This window comes from Nostoc sp. MS1 (assembly GCF_019976755.1).
Lineage (GTDB): Bacteria > Cyanobacteriota > Cyanobacteriia > Cyanobacteriales > Nostocaceae > Trichormus.
The window spans coordinates 7,044,715-7,067,719 of record NZ_AP023441.1 but is presented as its reverse complement, the minus strand read 5'-3'; the positions used below and the strand labels follow the sequence as shown (position 1 = coordinate 7,067,719).

4 protein-coding genes are annotated in these 23,005 nt (G+C 45.6%); all 4 read left to right on the top strand.

The window, feature by feature from the left end; translation table 11 throughout:
* Positions 1-12: 12 nt before the first annotated feature.
* The 4 genes from NSMS1_RS30540 to NSMS1_RS30525 all read left to right on the top strand — a co-directional run bounded on the left by NSMS1_RS30540 (position 13) and on the right by NSMS1_RS30525 (position 22,949).
* On the top strand, positions 13-9,207 hold the full coding sequence (locus NSMS1_RS30540; RefSeq protein WP_224089140.1) for a non-ribosomal peptide synthetase/type I polyketide synthase: 9,195 nt from the start codon (positions 13-15) through the stop codon (positions 9,205-9,207).
* Positions 9,204-13,895 (top strand): non-ribosomal peptide synthetase, encoded by a 4,692-nt coding sequence (locus tag NSMS1_RS30535; RefSeq protein WP_224089121.1) that lies wholly within the window; start codon positions 9,204-9,206, stop codon positions 13,893-13,895. The genes NSMS1_RS30540 and NSMS1_RS30535 overlap by 4 nt, the downstream gene beginning before the upstream one ends.
* Before the next feature lie 256 nt (positions 13,896-14,151).
* The gene (locus tag NSMS1_RS30530) at positions 14,152-18,774 is read left to right on the top strand and encodes a non-ribosomal peptide synthetase (RefSeq protein ID WP_224089118.1); all 4,623 of its coding nucleotides are present in this window, start codon (positions 14,152-14,154) and stop codon (positions 18,772-18,774) included.
* Positions 18,775-18,776: 2 nt separating this feature from the next.
* Positions 18,777-22,949, top strand: a complete 4,173-nt coding sequence (locus NSMS1_RS30525) for an amino acid adenylation domain-containing protein (RefSeq protein WP_224089089.1) — start codon at positions 18,777-18,779, stop codon at positions 22,947-22,949.
* Positions 22,950-23,005 lie beyond the last annotated feature (56 nt).

Here is a 23,005-nt window from a genome sequence, read left to right as displayed (position 1 = left end):
AAAAAAAGTGATATGACGGCTAATTCACAAGATATAGATTATCGACTTTTGTTGAAAAACGCATATTTACAAATAAGAGATATGCGTGGTGAACTTGATGGCATGAAGCAAGCAAGTTCAGAGGCAATTGCTATCGTCGGTATGGGATGCCGATTTCCTGGGGGGGCAAATAATCCGCAAGCATTTTGGGATTTGTTGCGTGAGGGTAAACAAGCAACTCAACAAGTGCCGTCAAATCGTTGGGCTATTGATGCTTACTATGATCCAGATCCTGATGTACCAGGAAAAATGTACACGCGGTATGGTGGATTTTTAAACGAGATAGACAAGTTTGATCCGCAATTCTTTGGTATTTCTCCCAGAGAAGCTAAAAGTATGAATCCCCAACAAAGGCTACTTTTAGAAGTAACTTGGGAAGCATTGGAAAACGCTTTAATTCCTATAGAAGATTTGAAAGAAAGTCAGACAGGAGTATTTATTGGCGTTGGTATAGATGACTATTCACAATCAAATATAGATATTGATGGTTACAGTTTATTAGGTAATATTCAAAGTATTGCTGTAGGTCGGTTGTCTTATGTATTAGGTCTACGCGGCCCGACTATGCAGTTAGATACTAGTTGTTCTTCTTCACTATTGTCGGTTCATCTGGCTTGTTCTAGTTTGCGTTCCAGAGAGTGTAATTTGGCGATCTCAGGTGGTGTAAACTTGATGCTCTCGCCTACAACTACAATTGGCTTGTGCAAACTCAAAGCTTTAAGTAGTGACGGACGCTGTAAAAGCTTTGATGCTAGCGCTGATGGCTATGTCCGGGGAGAAGGATGTGGCATCATAGTGTTGAAACGCCTGAGTGATGCCATCAAAGATGGCGATCGCATCCTAGCTTTAGTTAAAGGTTCGGCAGTAAATCACGATGGTCAAAGTAATGGACTCACCGCCCCCAACGGTGCGACACAAGAAGCGGTAATTCGTCAAGCATTGGCTAATGCTCAAGTAGAACCAAACCAGATCCAATATGTAGAAGCGCATGGAACAGGCACACCTTTAGGCGATCCCATTGAAGTTTTAGCCTTGGGCAAGGTATTAAGTCAAGGACGTTCAGCCAGCGATCGCCTGACTATTGGTTCGGTAAAAACTAATATTGGTCATTTAGAAGCAGCATCTGGGATCGCCAGTCTCATCAAGGTTGTGCTGGCTCTCCAACACAAGTTAATCCCACCTAGTTTACATCTGCAACAACCAAATCCGTACATTCCTTGGCAACAACTGCCAATCGATGTTGCTACTGTAGCAACTCCCTGGACAGCAAAACAAAACCCCCGACTGGCTGGAGTGAGTTCCTTTGGTATGAGTGGCACTAATGTACACGTAATTTTAGAGGAAGCACCAGCAAGCCCAGATGCCCAATTACCAACCGATGAGCGTCCTTGCCACTTACTTACCCTCAGTGCCAAAACTGAGTCGGCTGTGCCAGAACTGGTCAGGCTTTATCAAGATTACCTCAACTCTCATCCTGATATATCCCTCGCAGATATTTGTCTGAGTGCGAATACAGGGCGATCGCATTTTCAGCACCGTCTCGCTGTTGTCATTGACTCCAAGCAGCAGTTGGTCGAAGAACTAGCTGCTTTTGCCGATGGTAAAGACACGACCAGATTAATCGCAAATCAAGCAGGCAAAAAGCCGCCGAAGATAGCCTTTTTATGTACTGGACAAGGCTCCCAATATATGCGGATGGGCTATCAACTCTACCAGACTCAGCCCATTTTCCGGCAAACTCTAGAGCAATGCGATGAAATTCTCCGCCCTTATCTGGAGCATTCCCTAATAGAGGTGCTGTATCCTACTCAGACAGGAGACAATGTTTCATCCTTGCTCGATCAAACGGCTTATACTCAACCAGCACTGTATGCCTTTGAATATGCCTTATATCAACTGTGGAAATCCTGGGGAATTGAGCCAGATGTCGTCATGGGGCATAGCGTAGGCGAATATGTAGCGGCAACTATCGCCGGAGTTTTTAGCCTAGAAGATGGACTCAAACTAATTGCTCATCGGGGACAGTTAATGCAGCAGTTGCCCGATGATGGCGAGATGGTTTCGCTGATGGCATCGGTGGAACAGGTAAGGGAAATCATAGCAGCTTATCAGCAGACAGTAGCGATTGCCGCCATCAATGGCCCTGAAAGTGTGGTGATTTCTGGACTCAGTGAAGATATTGGTGCTATTTGTCACAAATTAGAAGCCCAGGGAATCAAAACCAAACGTTTACCAATTTCCCATGCCTGCCATTCTCCTTTGATGACACCAATGTTGGCGAAATTTGCCACAGTCGCCAATCAAATTACGTACCAGCAGCCCCAAATACCAATAGTATCAAACGTTACTGGAAAACTAGCTGATGAGCAAATTGCCACAGCCGACTACTGGGTGAGTCATGTATGCCAAGTAGTGCGGTTTGCCAATAGTATGCAGACATTGGATCAGCAAGGGTATAAAGTCTTTTTAGAAATCGGCCCCAAACCGATTTTATTGGCTATGGGTCGTCAATGTCTGCCAGATGACCAAGGTTTATGGCTACCTTCCTTGCGTTCTGGAATATCACCTTGGCAACAGTTGCTCTCTAGTTTGGCACAGTTATACGTAGTTGGAGCCAAAGTTGACTGGTTGGGGTTTGAGCAAGACTACCCCCATTCCAAAGTCCCATTACCTACTTATCCGTTTCAAAAACAGCAATATTGGATTCCACAAACCATGAATGAAAAAGACTTGGCTGTAAATGGCAAAAAACCGCCATCAAAAGTAGATGCTACTCCCAAACCTCGCAGACGAGGAGAAATTTTAGCCACATTGCAAGCCTTAGTCGGGAATTTGCTGCAAATCCCGCCAGCAGATGTTAACATTCATAGTCTGTTTTTGGAAATGGGTGCAGATTCAATTGTGCTAGTTGAAGCTGTGCGTCGGATTGAAAGTACCTATGGGATCAAAATCGCCATCCGTCAGTTATTTGAGGATTTGAAGACTATTGATGCCTTAGCTACGTATATAGACGAGAATTTATCACCGGAATTGGTCGAGCCAGATGTACCGCAAATTCAGGTAGAACCACAGCCGCCAGAACCACCCATATTTACTCCCACGGTTCATAGTATACAGAGTTTTCAACGCCGAGAAACAGTTCCTGAACCGAGCTTTGAGCATACACAGAATTTGCCACAGCAAGAAACAGTATTACCACAGACTGCTTTGGAAAAAATTATGACACAGCAACTCCAAGTTGTGTCTCAGCAGTCGCAAATCTTAGCTGATTTAATGTCTCAGCAATTAGATGTTTTACGCGGTGGTGGTGCAAAGATAATTTTATCCCAGGGACAGATGCAATCAACACCAAGCATCACGCCAGCCGTTGATGCGCCCCGCCCAGAGCCACAAAACCCCATCACTCCCACCCAACCGCAGATCAAGCAATCATCCCCACCTCTTCCTGCTCTTATTGCAGATGTTACAGGAAAACAACAGCAGCATCTCAAAGAATTCAGCGATCGCTACAACCAGCGCCATCAAAAATCAAAACAAATGGCACAAACTTATCGTCCGGTACTAGCCGATGGTAGAGCTATCACTGGCTTTCGCCCCTCCATGAAAGAGATGCTTTATCCCATTGTCGGCGATCGCGCACAAGGTTCCAGGCTGTGGGATGTAGACGGGAATGAATATGTAGATATTACTATGGGCTTTGGGGTGCTGCTTTTTGGTCACGCCCCCCAGTTTATTACCACCGCCCTGCAAAAGCACCTGCAACAAGGTTTACAAATAGGCCCCCAGTCTAAATTAGCGGGAGAAGTTGCCCAGTTAATTAGCGAACTGACGGGTATGGAGCGAGTTACTTTTTGTAACTCAGGAACAGAAGCAGTTATGACAGCCCTGCGGCTAGCACGTTCGGCAACAGGTCGGGCTAAGGTGGCTCTATTTACTAATTCCTATCATGGTCATTTTGATGGAGTCTTAGCCACCAGCAACAATCAGGTTGCTGCTATACCCCTAGACTCAGGAGTATCTCATAAATTCGTGGAAGATGTTCTCGTACTGGATTATGGCGAGCCAAAATCTATTGAGATTTTGCAAGCCCATGCTCAGGAATTAGCGGCTGTACTGGTTGAGCCTGTGCAGGGACTGAAACCAGATTTGCAGCCCAAAGAGTTTTTACATCAATTGCGGCAATTAACACAAGCATCAGGAACGGTACTAATTTTTGATGAAGTGCTTGTAGGTTTTCGCATCCACCCAGGGGGAGCGCAGGCTTGGTTTGGCATTCAAGCAGATATCGTCACCTATGGCAAGATTGTGGGCGGTGGGACTCCCATAGGAGCGATCGCTGGGAAAGCCCAGTACATGAATGCTCTCGATGGTGGTATGTGGAACTATGGAGATGCTTCTTATCCAGAGGCGGAAAGAATATTTTTCGCCGGCACTTTTAATAAAAATCATACAAGTATGGTTGCTGCCTTGGCAGTGCTGAAGCATCTCCAACAACAAGGCCCTGCGCTTCAGGAGCAGTTAAATCAACGCACTTCCCAGTTTGCACAAACACTTAACTCTTACTTTGAAGCCGAAGATGTACCTATCCGCGTTGTGCATTTTGGTTCGCAGTTTCGGTTTACTTTCTCCCAAAATCTAGATTTATTTTTTTATCATTTAATTGACAAAGGTGTTTACATCTGGGAAGGACGCAGATGTTATCTTTCTACAGCACATACCGATGCAGATATTGACCATATAATTCAAGCCGTCAAAGATACTATCAAGGAACTGCGGGCAGGAGGTTTTTTAAGCGCAAAAAAGCAGTTGATGTCTCCAGCCTCTCGTGAGACAGAAAACAGCGCCACCACCCCAGCCAAAGGATTTTGGGAGCGACATCGGTCTGCACCAACTAACTTAGACCTAAAAGTTAGTTCCCCAGAGCAAAAACCCGTGCAATTCAGCTTGTACTATTTTGGTAGCTACGACGCAGAATTTAGCACAGACAAGTATAACCTGTTATTTAAAGGCGCAGAGTTTGGCGATCGCCACGGCTTCACCGCCATCTGGATTCCCGAACGACACTTTCATGCCTTCGGCGGTTTTTCACCCAATCCCTCAGTGATTGCTGCTGCCCTAGCGCGGGAAACTCAGCAGATTCAGTTACGCTCAGGAAGTGTGGTGCTACCCTTGCATCACCCCATTCGTATTGCCGAAGAATGGGCAGTAGTTGACAACCTCTCCCAAGGTAGAGTAGGTATTTCTTTTGCCTCCGGTTGGCATTCCCATGATTTTGTCCTCGCACCCCAAAATTTTGGTCAACATCGGGAACTGATGTTCCAAGAAATTGCCACTGTGCAGCAACTTTGGCAAGGGGAATCTATCGAAGCAGTCGATGGGTTGGGGAAAAAGGTTAGGGTGAAAACCTTCCCCATGCCTATGCAATCCCAACTACCCATTTGGATTACAGTTGTCAACAATCCAGATACTTACATTCGCGCCGGCGAAATTGGTGCAGGCATTTTAACAAATCTCATGGGACAAAGCGTAGAAGATTTAGCCCAAAATATCGCCCTGTACCGTGAATCATTGGCAAAAAATGGTTATCCGCCAGCATCGGGAACTGTCACCCTATTACTACATACTTTCGTTGGCAGTGACTTAGAGCAAACCCGCCAGCAAGCCAAACAGCCCTTCTTCAATTATTTGAAATCTTCCCTGGGGCTGTTGCAGAATATGATGAAAAGCCAAGGTCTGCAAATCGATTTTGACCAACTTTCCCCAGAAGACCAGGACTTTCTATTATCCTCGGCTTATGAACGTTATGTGCAAACCAGTGCTTTGATTGGCACTCCCGCCTCTTGTGCCAAGGTGGTTGATAATTTGCGGGCTGTGGGGGTTGATGAAATCGCCTGCTTTATCGACTTCGGTGTAGATGAAGGGGCGGTTTTGGAGAATTTACCCCACCTCAACGCTCTCAAAGAGTTATATTCACAACCAAAGCCCAATGACACCATTCCCCTAACTGAAGCCCAAAAGCAACTCTGGATGTTAGCCCAGTTAGGCGATGATGGCTCAGTTGCCTATAACGAATCTGTAACGCTGCAATTACAAGGGCCTGTGAACGCCAGCGCCATGACTAAGGCGCTACAGCAAGTTGTTGACCGTCACGAGGCACTGCGGACAAAAATCAGTTCCCAGGGGGATGTGCAGGAAATATTACCTACTTTTAAAGTAGATTGCCCTGTCATAGATTTTACTGGTGTAGAAGACGCTAAGAATCACGCCGCCCAGTGGCTCAAGCAAGAAAGCCAAAAACCCTTCGACCTTGCTGGTGGTTGTCTGATCCGGCTGCATCTGCTCAAATTAGAGCCAGAACAGCATTTATTGGTTTTAACTGCCCATCACATCGTAGTTGATGGCTGGTCATTAGGTGTGATTCTGCGAGAATTGGGGGTTGTGTATTCGGCTAAGTCTCAAGGAACCATTTCCCAACTCAAGCCCCCCAAACAATACCGGGAATTTGTCGAGTGGCAAAATCAGCAACACCAGAGCGAGGAAAGTAAAACACACCAATCCTACTGGTCGCAGAAATTGGCTGCACCGCCTATTCTAGATTTGCCAAGCGATCGCACTCGCCCAGCCATCAAAACTTATCACGCCAGTCGGACAAGCATCAAGCTGGATGCTCAAGTCACCAAAAACCTGAAACTGTTCAGTCGTCAACAGGGCTGCACCTTGCTGATGACCCTGCTATCGATTTACACCACATTAATTCATCGCCTGACAGGACAGGACGATATTATTGTCGGGGTTCCCACATCTGGGAGAACGCTTTTAGGCAGTGAGGCGATGGTTGGTTACTGCGCCCATTTCCTACCGATACGCAGTCAATTGTCGGGTAATCCTACATTTGCCGAATATCTCCAACAGATGCGGGATAATTTATTTACGGCTTATGAGCATCAAGATTATCCTTTTGCCCAATTGCTCAATCAACTGAATCTCCCAAGAGACAACAGTCGCTCTCCTTTGATTGACGTGAGCTTTAATTTAGAGCCACCGATTTCTCTGCCACAAATGTCGCAACTGGAGATTAGTTTATTCCGGCAAACTGTGAGCTTTAAGGATCGGGATCTGCATTTAAATGTGATAGAAATAGCCGGGGAACTCATACTTGAATGTGACTATAATACAACCCTATTCGATGCAGACACCATTGGGCGTTGGTTGAGTCATTTTCAAACTCTGCTGCAAGCAGTTGTGAGCGAGCCAAAACAACATCTGCGCTCATTACCCCTACTAACTCCTGCCCAAAGTCATCAGTTATTAGTCGAGTGGAATGATACTCAAACAGATTATCCAGAGGATAAGTGCATCCATGAGTTGTTTGAGCAACAAGTCCAGCGCCATCCCGATGCAGTAGCATTGGTGTTTGCCAATCAACAAATCACCTACCATCAATTAAACTGCCGCGCTAACCAGTTGGCAAACTACCTCAAATCTTTAGGTGTGGGCGCAGATATGCTGGTTGGGTTATGTGTGGAACGCTCCATAGAAATGATTGTCGGATTGTTAGGGATTCTCAAGGCGGGTGGTGCTTATGTTCCACTTGACCCTGAATATCCCCAAGAACGTTTGAGCTTGATGCTAGAAGATGCTCAAGTTTCCGTCTTGCTCACCCAACAGTCACTTTTGGCGAGACTACCTCAACATCATGCCAAGCTTGTTTGTTTGGATGCTGACGTTCACTTAATTGCTAAATATAGTCAAGATAACTTGATTGCTGATGTGCAACCGAGTAACTTGGCTTATGTGATGTATACATCAGGGTCTACAGGTCAACCGAAAGGCGTTGAAGTTGTTCACCGTGGGATTAATCGTCTATTGTTTGGTGTAAATTACGCTGATTTCGATGCTACACAAGTATTTTTGCAACTAGCGCCGATTTCTTTTGATGCTTCCACATTAGAAATTTGGGGCGCTTTGCTGCATGGGGCGAAATGCGTTCTCTTCCCTGGAACTATCCCCACATCGCCAACTCTGGGCAATGAAATCAAAAAACATGGCGTTACCATTTTATGGCTGACGGCGGCTTTGTTTAACTCGATTATTGATGATGATGAAAAGGCTCTCTTGGGAATTAAACAACTACTCGTTGGTGGGGAAGCCCTTTCGGTTGCTCATGTCCAGAGAGCTTTACAAGCTTTACCAGAAACACAAATCATTAATGGATATGGGCCGACGGAGAGCACAACTTTTACCTGTTGTCACCCCATCCCTAGAGAGATTGATGCAACTACAGAGTCCATCCCCATTGGTCGCCCCATTGGTAATACACAAGTTTACATTTTAGACAAGCACTTACAACCCGTTCCTGTCGGTGTACCCGGAGAACTGCACATTGGGGGTGCGGGATTGGCAAGAGGATATCTCAACCGTAGGGAATTGACAAAGGAGAAATTCATTCCCCATCCCTGGAGTGATGCACCCGATGCCCGACTTTACAAAACTGGAGATTTAGTCCGTTATTTAATTGATGGTAATATTCAATACTTGGGACGAATTGACAACCAAGTTAAGGTGCGGGGCTTCCGTATCGAGTTGGGAGAAATTGAAGCCGTACTCAGTCAACATGATGATGTGCAGGTATGTTGTGTAATTACCCAGGAAAAAAATCCTGGTGATAAATTTTTGGTCGCTTATGTAGTAGCACAGCAGAAGGCGAATATTAACGAACTGCGGCAATTCCTCAAAGCCAAGTTACCAGAGTATATGATTCCCAATGCTTTTGTCATCTTGGAGTCGTTACCACTGACAGCGAACGGCAAAGTAGACCGCCGCGCCCTACCATTACCTGACCTAGAACTGAGCCGTTCAGTCAGTTATGTTGCACCAAGTAATTCTACAGAAGCGGCGATCGCAGATATTTTCGCCCAAGTCCTACAAGTGGAAAAGGTTGGCATCAATGACAACTTCTTTGAAATGGGCGGTAACTCCCTCAAAGCCACTCAGGTCATCTCTCGGTTGCGAGAAACATTCTCTCTAGAGTTTCCTCAGCGCCGACTGTTGAAACAACCCACAGTAGCCCAGTTGGCTGTGAGTGTGGAAGAAATTCGCTCCACCATGCAAAAACTACAAGAGTCTGTGAGTGAGTCATTAGATAACCGGGAGGAAATTGACCTATGAAAGCTATTGAAACTTTTTTGTCTGAGTTAATCAGTCTCGACATCAAGCTGACCCTAGAAGGCGACCGCCTACGCTGTAATGCCCCCCAAGGTGTACTCACAGCAGAGATTCGTGAGCAACTGCAAACTCGCAAAGCCGAAATTATTAATTTTCTGCAAAAGATTAATCTCCAAGCCGAATCTGTCGCCCAGCCGCTTGTTCCCGTTCCCCGCAATACTCACTTACCCCTATCATTTGCCCAAGCAAGACTCTGGTTTCTTTACCAATTGGAAGGTGCAACTGCCACATATAACATAGCTGGGGCATTTGCACTGAGCGGTTCTCTCAACGTAGATGCTCTCAAACAAGCAATGGGAGAAATCTTACAGCGCCATGAAGCCCTGCGGACTCGTTTTTGTGAGGTGGATGGTGTTCCTGCACAAGTAATTGATCCGCATCCTCAATGGGATTTACCAATAGTTGACTTGCAACAGGAAAGTGAACCAGAACAAGCAGCCCAAAGGCTAGCCGTCCAAGACGCACAAACACCATTTGACCTGTCGCAAAGCCCCTTAATGCGGCTGACTGTATTGAAATTGCAGCCGCAAAAGCACGTGTTGTTAGTAAATATCCACCACATTGCGGCTGATGGCTGGTCAATTGGCATCTTCATCCGGGAGTTGTCCATCCTGTATACAGCTTTCTGTATGGGTAAACCAGCGCCCCTATCAGAACTACCCATTCAGTATGCGGATTTCGCCGTATGGCAGAGGCAGTGGTTAAGCGGTGATAATTTAGCAGCGCAACTAGGCTACTGGAAGCAACAGCTAGCAGGAGCGCCACCTTTATTAGAGTTACCTACAGACCGCAAGCGCCCAGTTATACAGAGCTTTCGGGGAGGAACAGAACGCTTTCAACTCGATAGCAAGCTGACTGCTAGGCTGAAACAACTCAGCCAAGAGTCAGGCAGCACTCTGTATATGACCCTACTGGCGGGTTTTGTCGTCTTACTCTCTCGCTACAGTGGGCAAACGGATCTTGTGGTTGGCTCCCCCATCGCCAATCGCAACCGTAAAGAAATCGAAGGGTTAATTGGCTTTTTTGTCAATACCCTAGCATTGAGATTTGATTTATCCCTAGCACTCAGCTTTGAAGCTCTACTGTTACAGGTGCAACAGGTGACTGAAGATGCCTATGAGCATCAAGATTTACCCTTTGAGATGTTGGTTGAACAGTTGCAGTTGGAACGAAACTTGGATCGCAACCCCCTAGTGCAAGTGATGTTTGCGCTTCAGAATGCGGCAACTTACCCTTGGGATCTGGCTGGTGTAAACGTCGAACAGATGCCTTGGGATTTGGATGCAGTGCGATTTGACCTAGAAGTTCACCTCTGGGAAGTTGCCGGAGGTCTGGAAGGTTATTGTTATTACAGTACTGATTTATTTGATGGGGCAACGATCGCCCGCATGATGCAGCATTATATAAATTTGTTAACAACCATTGTTACCAACCCAGCGCAACCAATCAACAAACTGCCCCTACTGACAGCACAAGAAAAACAGCAATTGTTAGTAGAGTGGAACAATACCTCTAGTAATTATCCCAGTCACCAATGTATTCATGATTTGTTTGCCGCCCAAGTAGAAAAAACTCCAGATGCAGTTGCGGTAGTCTTTGGCAACCAACAACTCACATATCACCAGTTAAATACTCAGGCAAATCAACTAGCACATTATCTGCAAAAACTGGGAGTAAAACCAGGGGTGCTGGTGGGTATATGTGTAGAAAGGTCTGTATCTCTGGTTGTGGGAATGTTGGCAATTCTCAAGGCTGGCGGGGCTTATGTGCCTTTGGATACCGATTATCCTCAAGAACGTTTAAGTTTCATCATCGATGATACCCAGATAACGGTACTGTTAACCACAGATAAATTAGCCGAGAAGATTCCCGCACATCAAGCTAAAGTGGTGTGTTTTGATACCGATGGGGAAGCGATAACTTCTCTGCGAGACGCTACGCGAACGTTAAGCGCCGCTAACGCCCGCTCCAGTCACGAAAACCCCAAAGCCGCAGCGACATCAGAGGATTTAGCTTATGTCATCTATACTTCCGGCTCCACAGGCAAACCCAAAGGCGTAGCTGTAACTCACAAAGCAGTCAACCGCTTAGTGATCAACACCAACTATATCAATATAGAACCAACAGATGCGATCGCCCAAGCGGCAAATTGCGCCTTTGATGCAGCCACCTTTGAAATTTGGGGCGCATTACTCAACGGTGCGCGGTTGGTAGGGGTGAGTAAAGATGTCGCATTGTCACCGAGAAACTTTGCCGCGTTTATGCGAGGGCAAGGTATCAGCGTATTATTCTTGACAACTGCCTTATTTAATCAAATTGCCCAAGAAGTCCCCTCAGCCTTCAGTGAACTGAAACATCTTCTGTTTGGTGGTGAAGCAGTAGACCCGAAATGGGTGAGAGAAGTCATCAAACATGGTGCGCCGCAACGACTACTCCATGTTTACGGCCCGACAGAGAATACCACATTTACATCCTGGTACTTGGTGGAGGAAGTCAGCGAAGAAGCGACAACTATTCCCATTGGACGACCAATTTCTAACACGCAAATCTATGTGTTAGATGAGCAAGTCCAACCTGTAGGTGTAGGTGTACCGGGAGAACTTTACATCGGGGGAGATGGTTTAGCAAAAGAATACCTCAACCGCCACGAGTTAACCCAAGAAAAATTTGTTCCTCATCCTTTTAACAATTCCAAGTTATATAAAACTGGTGATAAAGTCCGTTATTTGAGTGATGGCAATATTCAATTTCTCGGTCGCATCGATAATCAAGTCAAGATTCGCGGTTTTCGCATCGAACTAGAAGAAATTGAAGCAGTTTTAAGCCAACACCCCTTGGTACAAGAGTCTGTTGTCGTAGTCAGGGAAGATTCCCCTGGAAGTAAACGTCTGGTAGGTTACTTAGTACCAGCCTTGCACAGTCAAACATCACAAGAACAGGTTGCACAATGGCAAAGTGAGTATGTCAATGACTGGTTAACGATCTATGAACAAATCTACAGCCAAGATGCAGCAGCCACAGATGACTTGACATTGAATCTTGCTGGTTGGAACAGTTCCTACACCAAACAACCCATTCCAGATTGGGAAATGCAGGAGTGGGTAGAGAATACAACGAACCGCATTCAAGCTAATTTGCCACAGAGTGTATTAGAAATTGGTTGTGGTACAGGGTTACTGCTATCGCGCATTGCCAAGAAATGCCCTCAGTATTGGGGAACTGATTATTCCCTCGCCGTCATCAAGTACGTTCAGCAGGTATGTAGTACGGTTGAGGGTTTAGATCATGTGCAGTTGCGGCATCAAACGGCAGATAACTTTACAGGTATTCCTCAAGGCGAGTTCGACACCGTAGTTTTGAACTCAATTGTGCAGTATTTCCCCAGTGTGGAATATTTGTTACAGGTGATTGAAGGTGCGATCGCCGCTATTGGCAATCAAGGAAGCTTATTTATCGGTGATGTGCGTTCCTTACCTCTGCTCGAACCATACCATGCAGCAGTGCAGTTGTTTCAAGCCTCTGAAGAAAGAACAGTTGAGCAATGGCAGCAGCAAGTAGATTATAGTGTGGCAATTGAAGAAGAGTTGGTGATTGACCCCAGGTTTTTCATTGCCCTACAAAGCCGCTTTCCGCAAATCACTTGGGTAGAAATTCAGCCTAAACGCGGCAGTGCGGAAAATGAATTAACCCAATTCCGCTATGATGTAACTCTGCACATCGGCACTCAAGTTAAGGAAACCACAGTTCCTTGGTTCAATTGGCAACTAGATCAACTCTCGTTGACACAAATTCAACATCAACTGCAACAGCAACCGCCACTGTTAGGTATTAGGCGCGTACCTAATCAACGGGTAGAACAACCACTCTTGATTTATCATTGGTTAGAAAATCCCCCGGATGTGGAGACAGTCGGACAACTGCGGCAATTATTAGCACAACAGCCCAAAGTTGGGGTTTCGCCAGAGGAGTTTTACCAGTTGGGTCAACAACTGGGCTATGATGTTTACCCCAGTTGGTGGGAGAGTAGCCAAGATGGTTGCTATGACGTAGTTTTCTGCCGCCATGATGTTAACACAACGGCAATTACTTTCTGGGATAGTGCCGCGATCACCACTAAATCTTGGGCTGACTACACCAATAACCCCTTACAAGGTAAATTAGTCCAGAAACTTGTACCGTTAGTACGTTCCTATGTGCAGCAAAAGCTACCTGATTACATGGTTCCAAGTGCTTTTGTTCTCCTCAATGCCCTGCCTTTGACACCCAATGGCAAAGTAGACCGCCGCGCCTTACCTACACCTGATACAGCTACGCGCAATCTTTCGACTGGCTTTGTCCTGCCGCGTACACCCATTGAAGCGCAACTAGCACAAATCTGGAGTGAAGTCTTGGGTATTGAACGCATCGGTGTGAATGACAACTTCTTTGAACTTGGTGGTCATTCCCTGTTAGCGACTCAAGTTATATCGCGCCTGCGAAATATTTTCTCTGTGGAATTGTCCTTACAAAACTTCTTTGAATATCCAGCGATCGCTAACTTAGCACAACTGATTGAAGTCATTGGTTCAGTACAAGATGGTCAACCATCCATCACAGATACACAAGCAGATTACGAAGAAGGAGAACTATGAAAAACTAACTACACAAATAAATTTATAGCGGATTGCAACCGGATAAAATACAGATTCATCTGCGTTCATCTGCGTTCAATTATTTTTCCTGTACCTCACTGACTTGAAAACCGCTATATGTATCTCATTAAGGATTTTTCAAATAACTTAAATGAAATACATAAACCCAATTAACTGGGAGACTGAGAAAATCTTTATCCAATAGCAAACCGCATAATTTATACATAATTAAACAACTTTAGGAAGTAATTAGCAAATGAATTTAGTAGAATTTTTATCTTACTTAAATAGTTTAGATATCAAACTTTGGCTAGAAGAGGATAAGCTCAGATATCAGTCTCCCAAGGGAGCAATGACAACAGAAATTAAGCAAGAGATAGCAGCAAGAAAAACAGAAATCATCACTTTTTTCCAAAAAGCTAAAACCTCTGCTAACTCTGTTGAATCAGCTATTACTCCCATCTCAAGAGAGGAAAATTTACCCCTCTCATTTGCCCAAGCAAGACTGTGGTTTCTTTACAAATTGGAAGGTGCAACTGCCACATATAATATGACAGGGGCGCTAGCACTCAAAGGCTCCTTGAACGTAGATGCCCTCAAACAAGCAATAGGAGAAATTTTACAGCGCCATGAAGTCCTGCGGACTTGTTTTCGGGAGGTAGATGGTGTACCTATACAAGTAATTGATCCGCATCCTCAATGGGACTTACCAATAATTGATTTGCAACAGTTTAGTGAACCAGAAACAGAAGCACGTAGGCTAGTTCACATAGAGGGACAAACACCCTTTGACCTTTCCCAAAGCCCTGTACTACGGGTAACTTTATTAAGATTGCAACCACAAAAGCATATTTTGATCATAAATATCCACCACATTGCGGCTGATGGCTGGTCAATTGGCATCTTCACCCGTGAGTTGTCCATGCTGTATGCGGACTTCTGTATGGGAGAACCCTCACCTCTACCAGAATTACCTATTCAGTATGCCGACTTCGCCGTATGGCAGAAACAGTGGTTAACTGGGGATGTGTTAGCTAGACAAATAAATTACTGGAAGCAACAGCTAGCAGGAGCGCCACCGCTATTAGAACTACCCACAGATAGACCCCGCCCACCCGTACAAACTTTTAAAGCTGGTGTAGAGCTATTTAAAATCAATCAAAACCTGATCAGTCAACTGAGAAAGCGATCGCAAGAGTCGGGAAGCACTCTGTTTATGACGCTGCTGGCGGGTTTTTTGGTGTTGATGTCGCGCTACAGTAGGCAAACAGATTTAGTCATCGGCCCACCCATCGCCAACCGCAACCGCAAAGAAATAGAAGGGTTAATTGGCTTTTTTGTCAATACTCTAGCCTTGAGATTTGATTTATCTGGTCAACCGAACTTTGAAGCATTGTTGGCACAGGTGCGGCAGGTAACTAAAGATGCTTACGACCATCAAGATTTGCCCTTCGAGATGTTAGTCGAAGAGTTGCAACCAGAGCGCAACCTGGATCGTAACCCATTGGTGCAGGTAGCCTTTGCTCTCCAGAATGCGCCCTCCTCTGGTTGGAATTTGCCAGGTTTAGAAGTCGAGGATCTACCTTGGTGCTATGAAACAGTTCGGGTTGACCTAGAAGTTCACTTATGGGAAACAACATCGGGAATTGATGGTGTTGTCTGTTACAACAGAGATTTATTTGATGGCACAACGATCGCCCGGATGATGCAGCATTATGTAACGTTGTTAGAGGCAATTGTTGTTAATTCCCAGCAGCCAGTAACATTACTGCCCTTACTCACTCAACCAGAACGCCATCAATTATTAAAGGAGTGGAACGATACAATCCTAGATTATCCTCAAGATAAATGTATTCATCAGTTATTTGAGGAACAGGCAGCAAAAACTCCTGATGCGGTGGCTGTAGTCTTTGCCAATGAACAACTCACCTATCAGCAGTTGAATAGCCGCGCCAATGTGTTAGCCCAATATTTACGTTCTCTAGGTGTGGGTGCAGATGTACTAGTGGGGTTATGTGTAGAGCGTAGTCCGTTAATGATTATCGGACTGTTAGCGATTCTTAAGGCAGGTGGCGCTTATGTACCCCTTGACAGTGACTATCCTCTTGAACGTCTGGGCTGGATGCTAGATGATACGCAAGTATCGGTACTACTGACGCAAGCACCACTGTTAGAGAAACTACCCACAACTGTGGCAAAACTGGTCTTAATCGATGAAATAGAGTCACAACTTGACCCGAACAATCACCAAAACCCTGTGACCGAAGTTACATCTGCTCATCTAGCGAATGTAATTTATACGAGTGGTTCCACAGGCAAACCGAAAGGGGTGATGGTTGAGCATCGGGGATTAGTTAACCTGGCGCTGGCACAGATTCAAGCTTTTGCTGTGGATAGTGATAGTCGCGTTCTCCAGTTTGCCTCTTTGAGTTTTGATGCCTGCATATCAGAAATTTTGATGGCTGTTGGGTCAGGCGCTACATTATATTTGGCAACAAAAGACTCAATCATGCCCGGTGCGCCGTTAATTGAGCGATTACGCGACTATGGCATTACTCATATCACCTTACCACCATCAGCCTTGGCAGTCTTGCCTCATGAAGAATTGCCCAAACTGCAAACAATCATTGTTGCTGGTGAGGCTTGTCCTCTGGAATTGGTAAAACTTTGGTCTAGGGGGAGAGACTTCTTTAACGCTTATGGTCCGACAGAAGCCAGCGTTTGCGCCACAATAGCCAAATGCACTCCCCAAGACGCAAAAGTAACTATCGGTCGTCCCATAGCTAATACCCAAGTCTACATTTTAGATGAGCAATTACAACCAGTCCCGATTGGTGTACCCGGTGAACTGCATATTGGCGGTGCGGGATTAGCTAGAGGCTATCTCCATCGACCAGATTTAACCGAACAAAAATTCATCCCTCATCCTTTTAGCGATGAGTCCGGGGCTAGGCTGTACAAAACAGGAGACTTGGCACGTTATTTAAGTGATGGCAGGATCGAATACCTGGGACGCATCGATAACCAAGTCAAGATTCGGGGTTTCCGTATCGAGTTGGGTGAAATTGAAGATGTGTTAACTCAACACCCCTTGGTACAAGAAAGTGTCGTCACCGCCAGAACTGTCAATGGGGATCAACAACTGGTAGCTTACTTAGTCCCAGCACTGAAAAATCAAGTCTTACCCGAAGAGTTGGCACAATGGCAGAGTGAATATGTCAGTGACTGGCAACGTCTCTATGAACAAGCTTATGGACAGCCTCAACTATCTATAGATGACCCCACATTTAATATATCTGGTTGGAACAGTTCATACACCAAGCAAGCCATTCCAGAGCCGGAAATGCGGGAGTGGGTGGAAAATACTGTTAGCCGCATCCTCGCTTTATCACCGCAACGAGTGTTAGAAATTGGTTGTGGTACAGGTTTACTATTATCCCGTGTTGCCCAGCAATGCCTTGAGTATTGGGGATGTGATTATTCTCGCGCGGCGATCGCTCATGTTGAGCAAATATGTCAAACATTGCCAGGTTTCGACAATGTGCGCCTGCTGCACAGAATGGCGGATGACTTTACAGATATCCCCAAAGGTGCTTTCGATACTGTGGTTATCAACTCAGTTGTGCAGTATTTCCCCAGTGTGGAATATTTGTTACAAGTGATTGAAGGCGCGATCGCCGCTATTGGCAATCAAGGAAGCTTATTTATCGGTGATGTACGTTCCTTACCTCTGCTCGAACCATACCATGCCGCAGTGCAGTTGTTCCAAGCCTCTGAAGAAAGAACAGTTGAGCAATGGCAGCAGCAAGTAAATTCTAGTGCGGCAATTGAAGAAGAGTTGGTGATTGACCCCAGGTTTTTCATTGCCCTGCAAAACCGCTTTCCTGCTATTGGTAGGGTAGAAATTCAGCCTAAACGCGGCAATGCTGAAAATGAATTAACCCAATTCCGTTATGATGTGACTCTGCACATTGGAACTCAAGTTAAGGAAACCACAGTTCCTTGGTTAAATTGGCAACTAGATAAACTCTCGTTGACACAAATTCAACATCAATTACAACAGCAACCGCCACTGTTAGGTATTAGGCGCGTACCTAACCAACGCTTGCAACAACCGCTCTCTATTTATCATTGGTTGGAAAATCCCCCGGATGTAGAGACAGTTGGACAACTGCGGCAATTATTAGCACAACAGCCCAAAGCAGGAGTTTCCCCAGAGGAGTTTTACCAGTTGGGTCAACAACTGGGATACGATGTTTACCCCAGTTGGTGGGAGAGTAGCCAGGATGGTTGCTATGACGTAGTTTTTTGCCGCCATGATGCGGAAATAACTTCGGCAGTTGCTTTCTGGGATAGTGCCACTATCACCACGAAATCTTGGACTGACTACACAAATAACCCCTTACAAGGTAAATTAGTCCAAAAGCTTGTACCGTTGGTACGCTCCTATTTGCAGCAAAAGCTACCTGATTACATGGTTCCTGCTGCTTTTGTTCTCCTCAATGCCTTGCCCTTGACACCCAATGGTAAGGTAGACCGCCGCGCCTTACCTACACCTGATACAGCGACGCGAAATCTATCTACTGGGTTTGTATTACCGCGTACACCCATTGAAGCGCAACTAGCGCAAATCTGGAGTGAAGTTTTGGGCGTTGAACGTATTGGGGTGAATGACAATTTCTTTGAACTTGGTGGTCATTCCCTGTTAGCTACTCAAGTTGTGTCCCGAATTAACTCGGTTTTTGGACTTAGCTTATCTATACAGTTGATGTTTGAGTCTCCCACTGTAGCCGGAATAGCCTCCTACGTCCAGGCTGTAGACTGGGTAGCACAAGATTTATCAGTTACACAAGTGAGTGGGGAACTAGTGGAGTTTTGAGCATGAGCAAAAGCATCGTTGAATTCGTGTGTCACCTGAGCAACTTGAATATTAACCTGGAAACTGATGGCGTTAGCGGAGCGCCTCTGGAAGAGGTTCGCTTGCGCTGTCATGCGCCTGAAGGGGTGTTAACTTCCACGTTGCGTCAGGAAATAGCTGGGCGAAAAACAGAAATTATCCAGTTTTTACAGCAAGCAAAGCAGGTGAAAGCTGCTCATCAGTCACCAATTCCCAAGGTGTCACGGGACGTTGAACTACCACTGTCTTTTGCTCAACAGCGACTCTGGTTTTTACACCACCTCTCACCAGACAGTCGCTCTTACAATGCGCTGGTTTCTCTGCGACTCAATGGTTCTCTCAATATAGCTGTACTAGAACAGAGTCTGAATGAACTCGTTCGCCGTCACGAAGTCTTAAGAACTACTTTTCCTACGGTAGAGGGAAAACCTGTCCAGCTAATTGCCGATCCCAGTACCTTGATTTTGCCTGTCTATGACTTGCAGGGCTTATCCACCCAGGAGCAAACTGACAGGGTGCGGCAAATTGCCGAGTCTGTTGCATCTCAAGCCTTCGATTTAGCTGTTGGGCCATTAGTCCAGTTCATCCTACTGCAACTGAGTGAGCAGGAATATGTGCTGCTGTTGAAGATACACCACATCATCTATGATGGCTGGTCTTTGAGCATCTTCATCCGTGAGTTATCTGCGCTATACACAGCTTTTATTCAAGGCTTGCCCAACCCACTACCCCAACTACCCATCCAATACGTTGACTTTGCCGTTTGGCAGCGTCAGTGGCTGACAGGCGAAGTTTTAGAACGCCAACTGACCTACTGGCAAGAACAGTTAGCGGGTGTCTCTGGTGTACTAGAACTGCCCACTGATAAACCACGTCCCCCGGTTCAGTCCTTCCGAGGAGGCATTGAGCGTTTTCAACTTGATCGCCACCTGACACAACGCCTGTTAAAGTTGAGTCAGGAGTCAGATGCAACTTTGTTCATGACTCTACTGGCAGCTTTTTTAGTCTTGCTTTCTCGTTATACTGGGCAGTCAGATATTGTTGTCGGCTCGCCAATTGCTAATCGCAACCACCACAGCGTTGAGCAAATCATGGGGTTCTTTGCTAACACCCTAGCATTAAGGGGCAATCTCTCCGACAACCCTAGCTTTGTTGAGTTATTAGCGCAAGTGCGGCAAACAACTTTATCAGCCTACGCTCACCAAGACTTGCCTTTTGAGATGTTAGTAGAAAAACTACAATCAGAGCGAGATTTGAGCCGGAATCCTCTGGTACAGGTGATGTTTGCCTTTCAAAATGCCCCTGAGTTTTCTTGGAATTTGCCTGGTGTAACTATCCAAGATATGCCCTTACCACTGGAGGAAACAGTCAGGTTTGACTTAGAACTAAATTGCCAGGAAGTTGGCGGAAGTCTGGAAGGTATTTGGAGTTATAGCACTGATTTATTCGAGCCTACAACAATTACTCGCCTAGCCGGACATTTTCAAACGTTACTCCAAGCAATTGTGGCAAATCCCCAAATAAAAATTGCGGAATTACCACTATTAACTTCCACAGAACGGCATCAGTTATTAGTTGAGTGGAACAACACTACCAAAGAATATCCCCAAGATAAATGTATTCATGAGTTGTTTGCGGCGCAGGTGGAGAGGACACCCGATGCCATAGCCGTAGTGTTTGCAGGGCAGAAGCTCACCTACCGCGAGTTGGACGCACAAGCAAATCAACTGGCGCAATACTTGCAGAGTCTGGGAGTCAAAGCCGAGGTAATGGTGGGGCTGTGTGTGGAACGCTGTTTAGAGATGATGGTGGGACTGCTAGCTATACTCAAGGCTGGCGGTGTTTACGTTCCCATCGACCCAGCTTATCCCCAAGAGCGCATCGCTTATATATTGTCAGATTCCCTGTTGTCAGTTGTCTTGACTCAGGAGAAATATGTCGCCTCTTTACCAAACCATCAAGGGCGGGTAGTTTGCTTAGATGCGCTGGAACTTTCAGGTGCAAGCGTTTCCCCCATCACTGATGTCACACCGGAAAACTTGGCTTATATAATTTATACATCAGGCTCAACTGGCAAACCCAAAGGAGTGGCGATCGCTCATCGCGGATTATGTAACTTAGTCACAGCCCAAATCAAGTCATTTGATGTCCTTCTTGATAGTTGCGTTCTGCAATTTGCTTCTTTGAGCTTTGATGCTTCCATCTCGGAAATTTTCATGGCTGTTTGTGCGGGGGCGAAGTTGTATTTGGGCAGCCCAGAGTCCATGCAACCAGGGCCTGCTTTGCTGGAGTTATTGCAACAGCAAAAGATTACACACGTTACGCTTGTACCTTCAGCCCTGGCTGCTTTACCTTTCGCCGAGTTGCCAGCTTTGCAATCTCTCATTGTTGCCGGAGAAGCTTGTCCAGCCAGTTTAGTGGAAAAATGGGCTAGTGGAAGACGTTTCTTGAATGCCTATGGCCCGACTGAATCGACTGTCTGCGCTACGGTTGCCCAATGTCAGCCAGGGGAACAGCCACTAATCGGTCGTCCCATTGACAACACGCAAATTTATATCCTTGATGCCCATCTCCAACCTGTGCCTATTGGTGTACCCGGAGAACTGCACATTGCTAGTGTGGGTTTGGCGCGGGGCTACCTCAACCGTCCCGATTTAACTGATGAAAAATTTATTCCCCATCCCTTCAGCGATCAACTTAATTCTCGCCTCTACAAAACTGGGGATCAAGCCCGTTACTTAAGTGATAGTAGTATTGAGTACCTGGGACGGATTGACGCTCAAGTGAAATTACGGGGCTTCCGCATCGAGTTGGGAGAAATTGAAGCTGTACTGAGTCTACATGAAGATGTGCAATCATGTTGTGCGATCGCCCGCGAAGACAACCCAGGCGAACGGCGCTTAGTTGCCTACGTCGTCCCCCATCCACAGCACACACCCACAACCAGTCAATTGCGTCAGTTCCTCACCAGTAAACTACCTTTTTACATGGTTCCAAATACTTTTGTCTTCTTGGAAAGTCTGCCACTCACACCCAATGGCAAGGTAGACCGTCACGCATTGAGAAAAGTAAATACTCAAAGGAGTGAGGAGACTATAAAAGTACTGCCCCGCGACACAGTAGAATTACAATTGGCACAGATTTGGTCGGCAGTTTTGGGACTCAATCAAGTTGGAGTTACGGAAAATTTCTTTGAACTTGGTGGACATTCCCTACTGGCTGTGAGTTTGATGTCGCGTATTCAGCAGCAGTTCGGCAAAAATTTACCTTTGACTACCCTTTTCCAACATGGAACTGTTGAACAGTTAGCAACAGTGCTGCGTCAAGAAACAATTTCACAAACTTGGTCGCCCTTAGTACCTATTCAGTCAACTGGCAGCAAACCCCCCTTCTTCTGTATCCACCCAATCGGAGGTAACGTTCTTTGTTATGCAGATTTAGCCCGTAACTTGGGTAATGAACAACCTGTTTACGGACTGCAAGCAATAGGGCTGAATGAAGAGGAACCCCTAACCTGTATTGAAGACATGGCTGCCCTTTACATTGAAGCCATCAAGACAATTCAACCTACCGGGCCTTATTACTTGGGTGGTTGGTCAATGGGTGGTGTGATTGCTTTTGAGATGGCACAGCAGCTATTGACTAACACAGATGAAGTCGCTTTATTAGCATTAATAGATAGTTATGTACCGAAGTTGATTAGTTCAGTGACTATCGACACTCAGCAAATACCGTCACTAGAAGAACTTGATGATCCTTATCAGGTTGCTTACTACTTTGTTAAGGATATGGCTGGTATCCTCAATCAGGAAATATGTTTATCTGAGGAGGAACTTCGAGATACCCAACAAGAAGAATTGCTGATCTACGTTTTAAATTGGGCTAAAACGGCTCATGTTTTACCACCAGAATTTAGCGAACAACAGCTACATTCCTGGTTTAAAATTTTCCAAGCAAATAGACAAGCCTTTTTCCGTTATTTTCCGCAGCCCTATTCTGGACGGACGATTTTCTTGCAGTCCGAGGAAACATCTGTGAGAGATTCAGGTTGGAACAAAATGATTAGCTCCCTAGAAGAGCAAATCATTGCCGGAAACCATTACAATTTGCTTAAAAGTACAACACTAGCCCAAAATTTGCGTAAATATTTAACATGAGCTTTTAGGTAATTGTTTTCTACCATTACCAATTACCAATTACCAACCTCCGCTAT